This window comes from Streptomyces sp. NPDC126503 (assembly GCF_040302405.1).
Lineage (GTDB): Bacteria > Actinomycetota > Actinomycetes > Streptomycetales > Streptomycetaceae > Streptomyces > Streptomyces gulbargensis.
Genome location: NZ_JBEORS010000012.1, coordinates 116,232 through 130,070 on the forward strand (window position 1 = coordinate 116,232; position 13,839 = coordinate 130,070).

Consider the following 13,839-nt stretch of genomic DNA (forward strand, 5'->3'; position numbering starts at 1 on the left):
GGGGGTGGTCGGGCCGCCCGCACGGCCGTGTCAGGATCGTGGGATGGTGCAGAAGATCATCGCGGCGTGCGACGGCGCGTCGAAGGGAAACCCGGGACCGGCCGCCTGGGCCTGGGTCATCGGCCGGGCCGACGGCGGCGTCGAGCGCTGGGAGGCCGGCCCGCTGGGCCGCGCCACGAACAACGTGGCCGAGCTGACGGCCCTGGAACGCCTGCTCGAAGCACTCGACCCGGCCGTCCCCGCCGAGGTCCGCATGGACTCCCAGTACGCCATGAAGGCCGTCACGACCTGGCTGCCCGGCTGGCGCCGCAAGGGCTGGAAGACGGCGGCGGGCACGCCCGTCGCCAACAAGGACCTCGTCGTCCGGATCGACGCCCTGCTCACCGGCCGTGACATCGACTTCGTGTACACCCCCGCCCACCAGGTCGACGGCGACCCCCTGAACGACGCCGCCGACCGGGCGGCCAGTCACGCGGCCCGTACGCAGGAGGCCATCGGCTCCGCCGCCGGCGCCGAACTCCCGCCCGCCGAACCGGGAACGCGCCCCCCGGCGCCCCGTACGCGCTCCTCCGCGCCCCGCGGGAGCGCCGCCGGCGCCGGTACCGGCACCGCGCGCCGCGGTCGCCCGTCCGGCGGCACCCTCAAGGCCAAATTCCCCGGCCGCTGCCGGTGCGGTCGCGCCTACGACAAGGGCGAGACCATCGCGAAGAACCCCGACGGCTGGGGTCACGCCACCTGCGTCTGATCCGCCCCCGCCCGCCCCTGACCTGCGCCCGAGCCGGACCGGGGGCGGGCGGGACCGGCGCGGGGAGGGACGGGCCGTCCGACTGGCGGGCGGGCGTGTCCGCCCGCTGAGACCGCGCGGGCGGCCCGCGCGGCAGCCTTCACCCGGGCGTGGACGCGGGTTCTCCCGGGGTTCTGTTCTCCGAGCGGTTGTGGCTGCATACTGTTCCTCCTCGCACCTGGTGACGAACCGTTTTACCTGCGCGTTTGTGCTTCCCACGACGTGCTCGGCACCCGGCGAGAACCTCCCCCCAGCTGCTGCCGCGGCGCATCCGCGGCAGAAGCTCCCTGCCCGTGAAAGACCCGAGGTTCCGTGCCAGTACCTGTTCTCCTGACCGGGCGCTCCGTGCGCCTGGAGCCGCTGGCGATGCGGCACGCCGAAGCCCTCGCCCGGGCCGGCGGGGCGGACCGATCGGCGTACGCCTTCACTCCCGTTCCCGACGGCCTGGAGTCGGCGCTCGACTACATCGCCCGTGCCCTCACCGATCAGGCGGCGGGCCGCTGCCTGCCCTTCGCCCTGGTGAGTACGGCCGACGACCGGGTCATCGGCTCCACACGCTTCCTCGAACTCGACTACTGGAGAGGCCCGCTCGTCTGGCCCCCCGTCCCCGGGATGCCCCACGGCGACCCCCTCACCGCCGTCCCGGACGCCGCCGAGATCGGCAACACCTGGATCTCCGGTGACGCCCGGGGCACCGGCATCAACAGCGAGGCCAAACTCCTCATGCTGCGGCACGCCTTCGAAACGTGGGGCGTGCGCCGGATCACGCTGCGCGCGGACGCCCGCAACACCCGCTCCCGCATCGCGATCGAACGGCTCGGTGCCACCTGCGAGGGCGTCCGCCGCGCGCATTCACGGGGGCTCGACGGCGCCGTCCGGGACACGGCCTTCTACTCGATCCTCGACGAGGAGTGGCCCACCGTCCGGGACATCATCGAGCTCCGTCTCTCCGCCCCCCGTCGCGTCCCGGGCCTGCAGGACCTGCTGCCCGCTTAGGGGGTGTCGCCACCCGGGCGCGAGCGCCCCGCCGGCGCTCGCGCCCCACGGCGCGCGGTGGTTCCATGGAGGGGACGGGAAGGACTCGCGTGAGGCGCGGAGCAGCGGCCGTCACCGGCCGCGCACCGCGCGATCAGGATCCGCGAGAAGCGGATGAGCCTTCCCGTCCTCCCGCCCCACCCCGTGTCCCCGGGCGCCCGCCACCGCCCGGTACGGTGGCCCCCGAGAGCGACCCGCGCCACGGGAAGGGACCCAGTGAACGTGCCGACCGGAACTCCTGACGTGCTCCTGAGGACGGAGGGCCGGGCGGGGTTCGTCACCCTGAACCGCCCCCGCGCCCTCAACGCCCTCACCCACGCCATGGTCCTCGCCGTCGACCACGCCCTGACCGCCTGGGCGGACGACCCCGCCGTCACCACCGTCGTCATCGACGGCGCCGGCGAGCGCGGGCTCTGCGCCGGCGGCGACATCCGCGCCATCCACGACGACGCCCGCGCCGGCGGCTCCGCCTCCGCCGCCTTCTGGCGCGACGAGTACCGGCTCAACGCCCGTATCGCCCGCTACCCCAAGCCGTACGTCGCCCTCATGGACGGCATCGTCATGGGCGGCGGCGTCGGCGTCTCCGCGCACGGCTCCGTCCGCGTCGTCACCGACCGCTCGCGCGTGGCCATGCCCGAGACCGGCATCGGCTTCGTGCCCGACGTCGGCGGCACCCACCTCCTCGGCCGTGCCCCCGGCGAACTCGGCACCCACCTCGCCCTCACCGGCACCCCCGTCGGCGCCGCCGACGCCCTCCTCGCCGGCCTCGCCGACCACCACGTCCCCGCCGAACGGCTGTCCGCCCTGGCCGGGGACCTCACCCGGCTCCCCGCGGACGAGGCCGTCGCCCGGCACGCCGAGCCCCCGGCCCCCGGGGTCCTCGCCGACCGGCGGGCCTGGATCGACCACTGCTACGCGGCCCCGACCGTCGAGGAGATCGTCGACCGCCTCTTCGAGACCGGGGAACCCGCCGCCAAGGAGACGGCGACCACGCTCCTCGCCAAGTCGCCCACCGCCCTCAAGGCGACCCTCGCCACCCTCCGCCGCGCCCGGGCCCTGGCCACCCTGGAGGAGGTCCTCGACCTGGAGTACCGCGTCTCCTGCGCCGCCCTGACCACCGCCGACCTCGTCGAGGGCATCCGGGCCCAGGTGGTCGACAAGGACCGCGACCCCCGCTGGTGCCCGGCGAAGCTCACCGAGGTCACCGACGCGGACGTGGCCCGCTACTTCGCCGTACCGGCCGGGGGAGACCTCGGCCTGGCCGCCGCCCGCCGCGCCGGGGACACCGCCGCCCGGGAGGGCGGCGCGTGAGCGACACCCACTCCTTCCGGCCCGTCCTCGACCGGATCGCCGAGGAGATCGCCGGACTCACCGAGCGCGGCCGGCCCGCCGACTACATCCCCGCCCTCGCGGCCGGCGACCCGGCCCGCTTCGGCATGGCCGTCGCGGAACTCGACGGCACCGTGTACGGGGTGGGCGACTGGCGGCACCCCTTCTCCACCCAGTCCGTCACCAAGGTCTTCACCCTCGCGCTCGCCCTCGCCGGAGAGGGCGACGCGCTCTGGGCCCACGTCGGCCGCGAGCCCTCCGGCGACCCCTTCAACTCCCTGGTCCAGCTGGAGTACGAGAACGGCATCCCCCGCAACCCCTTCATCAACGCGGGCGCCCTCGTCGTCACCGACCGGCTCCAGCGCCTCACCGGCGACGCCTCCGGAAGCCTCCTGGACTTCCTGCGGGCAGAGAGCGGCAACCCCGGCCTCGACTTCGACCCCGGGGTCGCCGGTTCCGAGGCCGCCCACGGCGACCGCAACGCCGCCCTCGCCCACTTCATGGCCTCGTACGGCAACATCACCGGCCCCGTCCCGGACCTGCTCCGCGAGTACTTCCGCCAGTGCTCCCTGGAAGCCTCCTGCGCCGACCTCGCCCTCGCCACCGGCTTCCTCGCCCGCCACGGCATCCGCGCCGACGGCAGCCGGCTGCTGACCCGCAGCCAGGCCAAGCAGGTCAACGCCGTGATGCTCACCTGCGGCACGTACGACGCGGCCGGCGACTTCGCCTACCGGGTGGGCCTGCCCGGCAAGAGCGGCGTCGGCGGCGCCGTGGTGGCCGTCGTCCCCGGCAGGTGCACGCTCTGCGTCTGGAGCCCGGGACTCGACAGCCGGGGCAACTCGGTCGCGGGCGTCGCCGCGCTCGACCGCTTCACCACCATCACCGGCCTGTCGATCTTCTGAGCCGCTGCCGCCGGCCGGCCGGGACCCGGGGTCCTTACGCCGCCGCCGGCCGGAGCGCCGGCGTGGACCCGCCGCGCACCGGGGCGGCGCCGCCACGCCGAACGGCGGGTCCCGGCGGGCCCGTCGGGGCCACCGGCGAAGGCCGCCGGTTCGCCGAGGGCCCGCGCCGCCGTCGCCCACGCCTCGGTCACCGCCCCGTGCGCCAGGGCGGTCGCGGCGGCCACGTCGGCCGGCAGCCGCAGCGGCGGGCCGATGTGCACATGCAGACCGGGCCGGCGGACCGGGGCCGTGAGGACCCCGGCGATCTGCTTGGCCCATCCGCCGGACGTGATCCGCCGGGCGCCGGCCTGTCCGACGGGGACGACGGGTGCCCCCGTGACCGCCGCGAGCCGGGCCAGTCCGGTACGGAACGGCTCCGGCGGGTTCTCGCCGGCGTCACGGCGCGGCGGGATCCGCCCCTCCGCGTACAGCATCACGGGGCGGCCCGAGGCGAGGGCGACGGCGGCGTGGTCCAGGGCGGCCGCCGCCCGCGCCGACCCCCGGTGCACCGGCACATGCCCCTCCCGCGACAGCGCCCGCCCCAGGCCGGGGATCCGCCACAGCCCCGCCGTGGCCAGCACCACCGGCTCGACGGCCATCCGCCGGCGCAGCGCGGCCAGGACGAGCGCCGGATCGGCCAGGGAGGTGTGGTTCACGACCAGGATGCTGCCCGGCTCGACCCGGGCCTCCGGGTCCGCGGTGACGGTCAACCGCCCGAAGAACGGCACGACATGGGCGGCGAGACGACTGAGCACGAGGAGCCCCCTGATCCCGAGGACGGACACGCTGACACCCCTCATGCTTCCGGCGGCGCACCGCCCGGACATGAGCACGCGTACTCAGCCGGCGCGCGTGCCGGAACCCAGGACGGCCGGCCCCGGCGCCCAGGTCCCTACGCGCCGCACGCCTCCAGGACCGTCCGGGCGCGGGCCAGCAGGAGTTCGTCGTCCGCGCAGTGGTAGCGCATCCGGCCCGTGCCGCCGGTGTTGTTGTGGCGCCGGACGGCGGCGATCTCCCGGCGCAGCAAGGGAACTGCGGGCGCGGCCGCCACCCCCATCTCGGCCCAGGCCCCCGCGACGGCGGGACGGTTGTCGTAGTGCTCCCCCCACGCCCACGCCAGCACCGGCAGGCACTCCGCCACGTCACCGCCCGCCCGCCACAGGGCGACCGCCAGACGTCCGGCCGACCATCCGCCGCACTCCTCCGGCGCGGCCACCAGGCGGCGCAGCTGCGGCAGGAGCGCCGCCGCCTCCGGCCCCATGCGGCCGACGAGTTCGAGCGCCTGGTACCGGCGCGTGCCCCGCCGCTCGCCGGTGAGCACGCCGGACACGGCCCGCAGGACCGCCGCGCTCTCGTCCGGGCCTCCCACCGACCACAGCGCGGCCGCGGCCAGGGGGCGTTCGTGCGCCGCGCCGCTCCCGGTGAGCTCCCGCAGGACCGGTACCGCCTCGCCCGCCACCGCGCCCAGCCGGGCCAGCGCGCGCAGCGCGTCCGGCCGCACCGGGCGCAGTACGTCCCCGGGCGCGCGCAGGATGCCGACGGCGACGCCCGTCGCACGGGCCGAGCCGGCGGCCGCCGCCGCCCGCAGCAGGTTCCCCGCACCGCGGAGCCGCCCGGCGGCGGCGCTCCGGGTGAGCCGCGACTCCAGGACGGGTGCCAGACGCCGTACCGCCGCCGGGTCCATGCGCCCGATCCACGCCTCCAGTTCCTCCGGCACCTTCCCCGCGCGCAGCACCTCCACGAGCCCCGGCACCGCCCGCCCGTCGCCCTGCGCGGCCAGCGCCCGCAGCGCCGAGCCGTAGGAGGTCTCGGCCCACGGGTGCTGGGGGGCGAAGGCGGGGCCCGCCGCCACCCGGTCGGCCAGCGCGTCCGCGGCCGGGCCGCCGATCGCGTACAGCCACGCCAGCTCGGCCCCGGCCCACCGCACGATGCGGGGATCCGCCTCGCGGAGCTGCTCGCCCAGGAGACGCACGGACAGCTCGTGCGGTCCCCGCCAGCCCGTGAGGAACTGGCCGGCCGTGTCGATCGCCTCGCGCCGCTGCCCCCAGTCGGGACTGCGCAACTGGTCCTCCAGGAGCGCGAAGCGCTCGGCCACCCGGTCGTCGAGGGCCTCGTGGAGCCGGGTCAGCAACTCCGTCGCCCAAGGGGCCCGTGCGGTGCGGCGGTGCGAGGCCCGGAGCCGGCGCAGGTGGCCGAGCAGGGTCGGCGTTTCGGGGGTCGCAGGCCCGGCGGTCCCGTCCGGCCCGGGGTCCTCCTCCCGCGCCCGGCGCATCACCTCCGAGGCGACGGCCGCGGTGGTCCCCGGCAGCCGGTCGGGCGCGCACCGCGCCAGCTGGACCAGGGCCGCGAGCGGCACCCCCGCGCCGGCCGCGTGCCCCGCGCCGGGCCCGGCCCCGCCCGGAGCCACGAGCGCGGTCAGGACGTCCACGGCCGCGAGCGCCGCCGCGGACCGCGCGCGCCGTACGGCGAGATCGCCCAGGGCCGCCACCACGGCCCGCAGCGCCGCCGGGTCGTCCTCCACGGCGAGCCGGCCGCGCAGCACCGCGAGGACCGCTTCCGGGTCGTCGTGCAGCCGCACCAGCGCCTTCGGCAGGGCACGCCGCAGTCCCGCGTCGGGGTCGGACGAGGCGTCGGCCCGCCTGAGCAGCCCCAGCAGCATCCCGGCCCCGGCCCCGACCTCCGACTCGGCGCGGGCCAGGAGCGCGGCCCAGGCCGCGTACTCCTCCTCGTCGTCGGACCAGAAGTCCATGGTCTCCGGATCGCGCCCGTCGCCGTGGATGCCGCACAGCAGCTCCACGACCTCCCCGCGCCCGGGCAGTCCGTCCGTCGCCACCAGTTCGAACAGGAACGGTACGCACGCCACCGTGCAGTCGTACACGTCCCCCTGGTGGTGCACCGCGCCGTACATGCCGTCCAGCGCGCTCTCGCGTTCCTCCGCGTCCGGGGACGCGAGGCCGCGCAGCAGAGCGGGCACGTCGTCGGCCGCGCCGTACGCGTGGCTCATGGACGCCCAGTCGATTCCGTCGATCCCCGTGAACATGATCGCCAGTCTGCCGCACCCCACGGACAACGGGCCGTCCGCGGCGTCCGGTTCACGTCCCGCCGGTGCGCCGGGGCCGCCGGATCAGGGAGGAGAAGGCGGTGACGGCCACCACGAGCGCGAGCGAGGACAGCGGCAGCACCGCTCCGGGCACGTCGTCGATCCGGCCGAGCCCCGTCCAGACCGCCACCGCCCAGCTCGCCGTGCCGGTCAGGACGAAGGCGCCGAGCCGGCGCTCGCCGGTGACACGCATGCCGGCCCACAGAACCACCGGCATGGTCAGCAGGGTGTTGACGAGCGCCGTGGTGAAGGCCTGGTCCGCCGAGTAGCCCGGACCGGCTCCCAGGGCGGAGGCACCCTGGGCGAGGAGCCCCATCCGCAGCGTGTCCGAGAGGACGACGTGGGAGGCGGCGACGGCGACCGGAGTGACGAGGAGCGCCTTGACCAGCCGGGTGGAGGGTGTCGTACGCAAGGTCGAAGCCATGCGGGCATTATACGCGTCATGTATACACACCGTGTATAGAAGGGGGTGCCGGGAAGTGCGTCGGCGACGGCAACCTTCCGGTGTCCGGCGGCCACCAAGCACCGTGCACCGATCGCCCCACGGGGCGGCGAACCCCCCACGTACGGAAGGAAGAACGACGTGAACCAGACGCGCGGCAGAGCGAGGCACCGCAGGCGCGGGAGGGCCCTGGTGGCCGGGGTCCCCGTGGCGCTCGCGGCAGCCGGGGGCACTGGCCTACGGAACCGCGTTCGGTCTGTTCGGCGAGGACGCGCGGCCCACCGCCGGGGCCGCCACCCCCGCCTGGGCCGAGGAGGCCGCCGACGGCTTCGCCTCCGCCGAGGCGTTGGGACAGAAGGGCACGTACGGCGGACGCGGCGGCCCGGTCGTCACCGTCCGCACCCTCGCCGACCTCGAGAAGTACGCCACCGCCCCGGGGCCGCACGTCATCGTCGTCGCCGGCACCATCCCGGTGAACCCGGTCGGCAAGGAGATCAAGGTCGCCTCCGACAAGACGATCATCGGCTCCGGCACCTCCGGCCACATCGTCGGCGGCGGCTTCTTCCTCGGCCCCGGCGTCCACAACGTGATCATCCGGAACCTCACGATCCGGGACACGTACCAGGGTGTGTGGAACGACAAGGACCACGACTTCGACGCCGTCCAGATGGACGGCGCGCACCACGTGTGGATCGACCACAACGACCTGCGTCACATGGCCGACGGCCTCATCGACAGCCGCAAGGACACCTCGTACGTCACCGTGTCCTGGAACCGGCTCGGCGACAACAACAAGACCTTCGGCATCGGGTGGACCGAGAACACCACCGCCGACCTGACGATCCACCACAACTGGTTCCGCGAGACCGAACAGCGCAACCCGTCCACCGACAACGCGGCCCACGCCCACCTCTACAACAACTACCTCCAGGACGACCCCGGGACGGCCGTGACCTCCGCCTACGGCAACTACGCCCGGGGACGGACCGCGATGGTCCTGGAGAACAGCTACTTCCAGGGCCTCACCAACCCCGTCATCAAGGACGCCACCGCCTCCCTCGTCCAGCGCGGGAACGTCTTCTCCGGGACCAGGGGGCGCAACGAGAGCGGCGGCACGGGCTTCGACCCGCGCCGCTTCTACCCCTACACCCTCGACGCCGCGGCCGACGTGCCCGCGATCGTCACGGCGGGCGCCGGTCCCCGGAGCGCGCTCGGCACCCCGCGGGCCGCCGCCACCCGTACGCTGACCGTCGCCAAGGACGGCAGCGGCCAGTTCACCAGCGTCCAGAAGGCCGTCGACGCCGTACCCGCCGGCAACTCCTCCCGGGTGGTCATCCAGGTGAAGCCCGGCACGTACCGGGAGGCGGTGAAGATCCCGTCGAACAAGCCGCACGTCACGCTCCAGGGCACGGGCGCGAGCCGCAAGGACACCGTCCTCGTCGAGGGCCGCGCCTCCGGCACGCCCCGGCCCGACGGCTCGGGCACGTACGGCACCGGCGGCAGCGCCACCCTCGCCGTCGAGGCCGACGACTTCCAGGCCCGCAACCTCACCGTCGCCAACGACTTCGACGAGGCGCGGAACCAGCACCTCACCGGCCACCAGGCCGTCGCCCTGCGGACCGCCGCCGACCGGGTCCTCCTCGACGCCCTGATCATCAGCGGCGACCAGGACACCCTCCTGCTGGACACGGCCGCCAAGGACCGGCCCGGCCGCGTCCGCCTCACCAACTCCTACGTCATCGGCAACGTCGACTTCGTCTTCGGCCGCGCCACGGCCGTCATCGACCGTTCGGTCCTCACCCTGAAGAAGCGCTGGGACGGCACCTCGGCCGGCTATGTGACGGCGCCGAGCACCCCGGCCGGACGCAAGGGCTTCCTGATCACCCGCTCGACGGTCAACGGCGACGTCACCGCCGGAAGCTTCTTCCTCGGCCGGCCCTGGCACGCCGGCGGGGACGCCACGCTCGACCCGCAGACCACGGTCCGCGACAGCGTCCTGAGCGCCGCCGTCCGGCCCGCCCCGTGGACGGACATGGGCGGCTTCTCCTGGAAGGACGACCGCTTCGCCGAGTACCGCAACACCGGTCCCGGCGCCGGACCGGCGGGCGCGGACCGGCCGCACCTGACCGACGCGCAGGCGGCCGACCAGGAGATCGCCGACTGGCTCGGCGACTGGACCCCCGCCGCCGGCTGACCCGCCGCCCCACAGGGGAGGCCACGGCGAAGGCCGGTCCGGCGCGTCGCGCGCCGGACCGGCCTTCACCACGGGGCGGACGGCCGGGGCCGCCGGCAGGGGTCAGTCCGTGCCGAACTCCATCGCCGCGCGGTCCAGCATCTCGTCGTCGCCGGAACCCTCGCCCCGGGAGGCGATGGCCTCGGCGCCGCCCTCGGGCATGGTGCCGATGAGACCGGTCGCGGCGGCCTGAGCCGCCCCGATCGCCGGGTTGGCGGAGCCGATCAGGCCCATGCCGGCGTACTGCTCCAGCTTGGCGCGGGAGTCGGCGATGTCCAGGTTCCGCATGGTCAGCTGGCCGATCCGGTCCACCGGGCCGAAGGCCGAGTCCTCGGTGCGCTCCATGGACAGCTTGTCCGGGTGGTAGCTGAACGCCGGGCCCGTGGTGTCGAGGATCGAGTAGTCCTCACCGCGCCGCAGCCGCAGCGTCACCTCGCCGGTGACGGCCGCGCCCACCCACCGCTGCAGGGACTCACGGACCATCAGGGCCTGCGGGTCCAGCCAGCGGCCCTCGTACATCAGCCGCCCGAGACGCCGGCCCTCGGTGTGGTACTGGGCGAGGGTGTCCTCGTTGTGGATGGCGTTGACGAGCCGCTCGTACGCGGCGTGCAGCAGGGCCATGCCCGGAGCCTCGTAGATGCCCCGGCTCTTGGCCTCGATGATCCGGTTCTCGATCTGGTCGGACATGCCCATGCCGTGCCGGCCGCCGATGGCGTTGGCCTCCATCACCAGGTCGACGGCGGAGGGGAACTCCTTGCCGTTGATCGACACCGGGCGGCCCTGCGCGAAGCCGATCGTCACGTCCTCGGCCGGGATCTCGACCGACGGGTCCCAGAACCGCACCCCCATGATCGGCTCGACGGTCTCCACACCCGTGTCCAGGTGCTCCAGCGTCTTGGCCTCGTGGGTGGCGCCCCAGATGTTGGCGTCGGTCGAGTACGCCTTCTCCGTGCTGTCCCGGTAGGGGAGGCCGTGGGCGAGGAGCCACTCCGACATCTCCTTGCGGCCGCCGAGCTCGGTCACGAAGTCGGCGTCCAGCCACGGCTTGTAGATGCGCAGGTGGGGGTTGGCCAGCAGGCCGTAGCGGTAGAACCGCTCGATGTCGTTGCCCTTGAACGTCGAGCCGTCGCCCCAGATCTGGACGTCGTCCTCCAGCATCGCCCGGACCAGCAGCGTGCCGGTCACGGCGCGGCCGAGGGGGGTGGTGTTGAAGTAGGCGCGTCCGCCCGAGCGGATGTGGAACGCCCCGCACGCGAGCGCGGCCAGGCCCTCCTCGACGAGCGCCGCACGGCAGTCGACCAGACGTGCGATCTCGGCGCCGTACGTCTTGGCGCGGCCGGGCACCGAGGCGATGTCGGGCTCGTCGTACTGGCCGATGTCGGCGGTGTAGGTGCACGGGACGGCGCCCTTGTCGCGCATCCACGCGACCGCCACCGAGGTGTCGAGGCCGCCCGAGAAGGCGATGCCGACGCGCTCGCCGGCCGGAAGGGAGGTGAGGACCTTGGACATAGGAAGAGTATGCATCATCGCGCATGTTCATGCAATCCCGAGGTCGGGTCCGCGTACGGAACACGCCGGGGGGCGCCCACCCGGCCCGGGCGGTCGGCGTTCAGGGCCGCGCGCCCACGGACGCGGACACGGTACGGCCCGTCCGCGAGGCCACCAGGACCACGAGGGCCAAGACGGCGAGGACCGCGCTCGTCCAGACGGCGGCCCGGTGGTCCCCCGTAGCGCCGGCCGCGGCCGCCGCGAGCAGGGGACCGGCGAAGGCGCCCGCGTTCAGGGCCACCGTCGCGGCCGCGCCACCCAGGGCCGGAGCCCGGTCCGTCAGCGACAGGATCCGGTCCACCAGGGCCGAACCGGCGCCGAAGGACAGCGCGCCCAGCACCAGCGCCAGCGCGAACAGCGCCACCGGACGGGCGCCGCCCACCGCCAGCGCCGCCCACGCGGCCGGCAACAGGCCGAGCGGGACGAGCAGCCCTCGCCGCCGCACCTCCTCACCGGCCCGCCCGGCCACCGTCACCCCGAGGAAGGAACCGGCGCCGAAGACGGCCAGGAGCGCGGGGACCGCGCCACCCGGCAACCCGGCCACCTCGGCGCCGAGCAGCCCGAGATGGGCGAAGGTCGCGAAGGTCGCGCCGTTCGTGAGGGCCGCGAGCAGCAGGACACGCCGGACCGGCCGCGCCCCCAGCACCCGCAGTTCGCGCCGGACCGGCACGCCCGCCCGCCCGGCCGCGCCGGCGGGGGCGTACCGGAAGACGAGGACCAGCGCGGGGAGGCACAGGACGCCCACCGCCCAGAACGCGGCCCGCCAGCCGTACCGCTCCGCGAGCAGCGCGCCGGCGGGGACGCCCGCGACGCACGCGAGGGTGACCCCCGACAGCAGGACGGCCGTCGCGCGGGCGCGCCGCTCCGGGGCGACGAGCGCCGGCGCCATGGACAGGGCGACCGCCAGGAAGCCGGCGTTCGCCACGGCGGCCACGACCCGGGTGCAGAAGAGGACGGTGAAGTGGGTGGTGACGGCACCGACGGCGTGGGCCGCGACGAACGCGGCGAGGAAGACGGCCTGCGCGAGGCGCGGCCGGCGCGCGCCGGTGACGGCCATGAGAGGCGCGCCGATGATCATCCCGACCGCGTAGGCGGAGGTGAGACTCGCGGCGGCTCCCGCCGGGACGGACAGATCGCGGCTGATGTCCGGCGCCAGACCGGACAGCATGAACTCCGAGGTGCCCTGCGCGAAGACGGCGAGGCCGAGGACATGGACGAAGAAGGGCAGGTGGTGGCGTGAGGGACGGGGCACGGGACGACTCCGGAACGGGCGTACGCGGTCGGGGGAAGCGCGTGCCGGGCGTCGGCCGCCCGCCGGAGGCGGGCGGAGGAAAACCGCTGCCGGGAGGGCGGAGGGAGAGCCGGGCACGCGGAACGCGTGGCCGGTCGCGGGGAAGGCGGGTCCGGTGCCGGGGGCGGTCGGCGCTCCACCGGCGCGCGGGCGGCGCGGGGGAGAGGGGCGACCGGAAAGACCGGTGGGCTACCGGTGGTGGGTCCGCCGCCGGGCGACCGGCGGCTCGGTTCTGTCGGACTCGGGGCTCGTCACCCGCCCCACGCTAACGGGCGGCGCGGCCGTCCCTCCACCGCTTTTCCGCCCGGCGAACCGGGGGCGGTGGCGGGACACCCCGCCACCGCCCCCGCGCACCTCCGTGCCGCGCGGGATCAGTCCGTGAGCCCGTCGACGGCCGGGACGACCAGACCGAACAGGTCGGTGACCGTGGTCAGCGCGGCCGTGTGGAGCGTGGCCGCCGGGACGACCGTGCCGTCGGGCGCCGTGAGGGAGCGCGTGGCCGTGGCCTCCGCGACGACCGTCGGCCGGTATCCGAGGTTGAACGCCCCCTGGGCGGTGAACGCGACGCACATGTGCGTCATGAACCCGGCCAGCACGAGGTCCTTGCCGCCGCCCGGCGCGAAGCCGAGGCCGGTCAGGGTCTTCTCCAGGTCGGTGGCGTGGAAGGCGTTCGGGAACTGCTTGACGACGACCGCCTCGCCCTCGGCCGGGGCGACCTCGTCGCTGAGGGAACCGATGTGGGCGCGGATGTCGTACGGGGTGTTCTCGCCGCCGTCGTTGAGGATGTGCACGACCGGGGTGCCGGCGGCCCGGGCGCGCGCCAGCAGACGCGCGCCGGCCGCCAGGGCCTCCTCGGCGCCTTCGAGGGCCATCACGCCGGAGCGGTACGTGTTCTGGAAGTCGATCATCACCAGCGCGGAGGCGCCGAGCCGGGGCGGAGTGGCGTCCAGGCCGACGACCTGGCGGAGGGACGCGGAGGGCTGCTGGTTGCTCATGGAAGACCTTTCGTAGGGAGAACTCAAAAGAAGGTGCGGGGCCCGTCCGCGAGTGTCAGCGCGGAGCGGCGGGCGCCGCGCCGGTGGAGGGAGGCCGGACCGTCCGGGCGGGTGGCCGCGCATGGGCGGACGCGTTGCGGA

General features: G+C 75.2%; 9 protein-coding genes and 2 pseudogenes. 5 read left to right on the forward strand and 6 right to left on the reverse strand.

Annotated elements, in window-relative coordinates:
• The first annotated feature begins 43 nt into the window (after positions 1 to 43).
• From ABTY40_RS17845 to ABTY40_RS17860, 4 genes are all read left to right on the forward strand, one after another.
• Positions 44 to 745 carry a ribonuclease H family protein gene (locus ABTY40_RS17845; RefSeq protein ID WP_352060382.1) on the forward strand — a complete coding sequence of 234 codons (702 nt, stop codon included), beginning with the start codon at positions 44 to 46 and terminating at the stop codon, positions 743 to 745.
• A gap of 351 nt (positions 746 to 1,096) precedes the next feature.
• Positions 1,097 to 1,780, forward strand: coding sequence for a GNAT family N-acetyltransferase (locus ABTY40_RS17850; RefSeq protein ID WP_352060383.1), 684 nt, complete (start codon positions 1,097 to 1,099; stop codon positions 1,778 to 1,780).
• A 282-nt stretch (positions 1,781 to 2,062) separates the two neighbouring features.
• On the forward strand, positions 2,063 to 3,130 hold the full coding sequence (locus tag ABTY40_RS17855) for an enoyl-CoA hydratase/isomerase family protein (RefSeq protein WP_352060384.1): 1,068 nt from the start codon (positions 2,063 to 2,065) through the stop codon (positions 3,128 to 3,130).
• A complete protein-coding gene (locus ABTY40_RS17860; RefSeq protein ID WP_345282988.1) occupies positions 3,127 to 4,050 on the forward strand; it encodes a glutaminase in 924 nt (307 codons plus the stop codon). The genes ABTY40_RS17855 and ABTY40_RS17860 overlap by 4 nt, the downstream gene beginning before the upstream one ends.
• A gap of 131 nt (positions 4,051 to 4,181) precedes the next feature.
• Here ABTY40_RS17860 and ABTY40_RS17865 read toward each other — a convergent pair.
• The 3 genes and pseudogenes from ABTY40_RS17865 to ABTY40_RS17875 all read right to left on the reverse strand — a co-directional run.
• Positions 4,182 to 4,844: pseudogene (locus ABTY40_RS17865) on the reverse strand (lysophospholipid acyltransferase family protein); the annotation flags it as partial.
• Between the two features lie 137 nt (positions 4,845 to 4,981).
• Positions 4,982 to 7,129: a hypothetical protein gene (locus ABTY40_RS17870; protein ID WP_352060385.1), complete on the reverse strand. Its 2,148-nt coding sequence runs from the start codon at positions 7,127 to 7,129 to the stop codon at positions 4,982 to 4,984.
• A gap of 52 nt (positions 7,130 to 7,181) precedes the next feature.
• Positions 7,182 to 7,613, reverse strand: coding sequence for a hypothetical protein (locus ABTY40_RS17875; RefSeq protein ID WP_352060386.1), 432 nt, complete (start codon positions 7,611 to 7,613; stop codon positions 7,182 to 7,184).
• A 159-nt stretch (positions 7,614 to 7,772) separates the two neighbouring features.
• On the opposite strand from ABTY40_RS17875, the pseudogene ABTY40_RS17880 reads away from it, so the two are divergent.
• Positions 7,773 to 9,825 (forward strand): annotated as a pseudogene (locus ABTY40_RS17880) (pectinesterase family protein).
• A gap of 102 nt (positions 9,826 to 9,927) precedes the next feature.
• Here the strand turns inward: ABTY40_RS17880 and argG are convergent.
• From argG to ABTY40_RS17895, 3 genes are all read right to left on the reverse strand, one after another.
• Entirely contained in the window at positions 9,928 to 11,373 is a 1,446-nt protein-coding gene (argG, locus tag ABTY40_RS17885) for an argininosuccinate synthase (RefSeq protein ID WP_345282981.1), read from the reverse strand.
• 100 nt (positions 11,374 to 11,473) lie between these two features.
• Positions 11,474 to 12,640 (reverse strand): Cmx/CmrA family chloramphenicol efflux MFS transporter, encoded by a 1,167-nt coding sequence (locus tag ABTY40_RS17890; RefSeq protein WP_502990613.1) that lies wholly within the window; start codon positions 12,638 to 12,640, stop codon positions 11,474 to 11,476.
• A gap of 434 nt (positions 12,641 to 13,074) precedes the next feature.
• The gene (locus ABTY40_RS17895) at positions 13,075 to 13,698 is read right to left on the reverse strand and encodes an isochorismatase family protein (RefSeq protein WP_352060388.1); all 624 of its coding nucleotides are present in this window, start codon (positions 13,696 to 13,698) and stop codon (positions 13,075 to 13,077) included.
• Positions 13,699 to 13,839 lie beyond the last annotated feature (141 nt).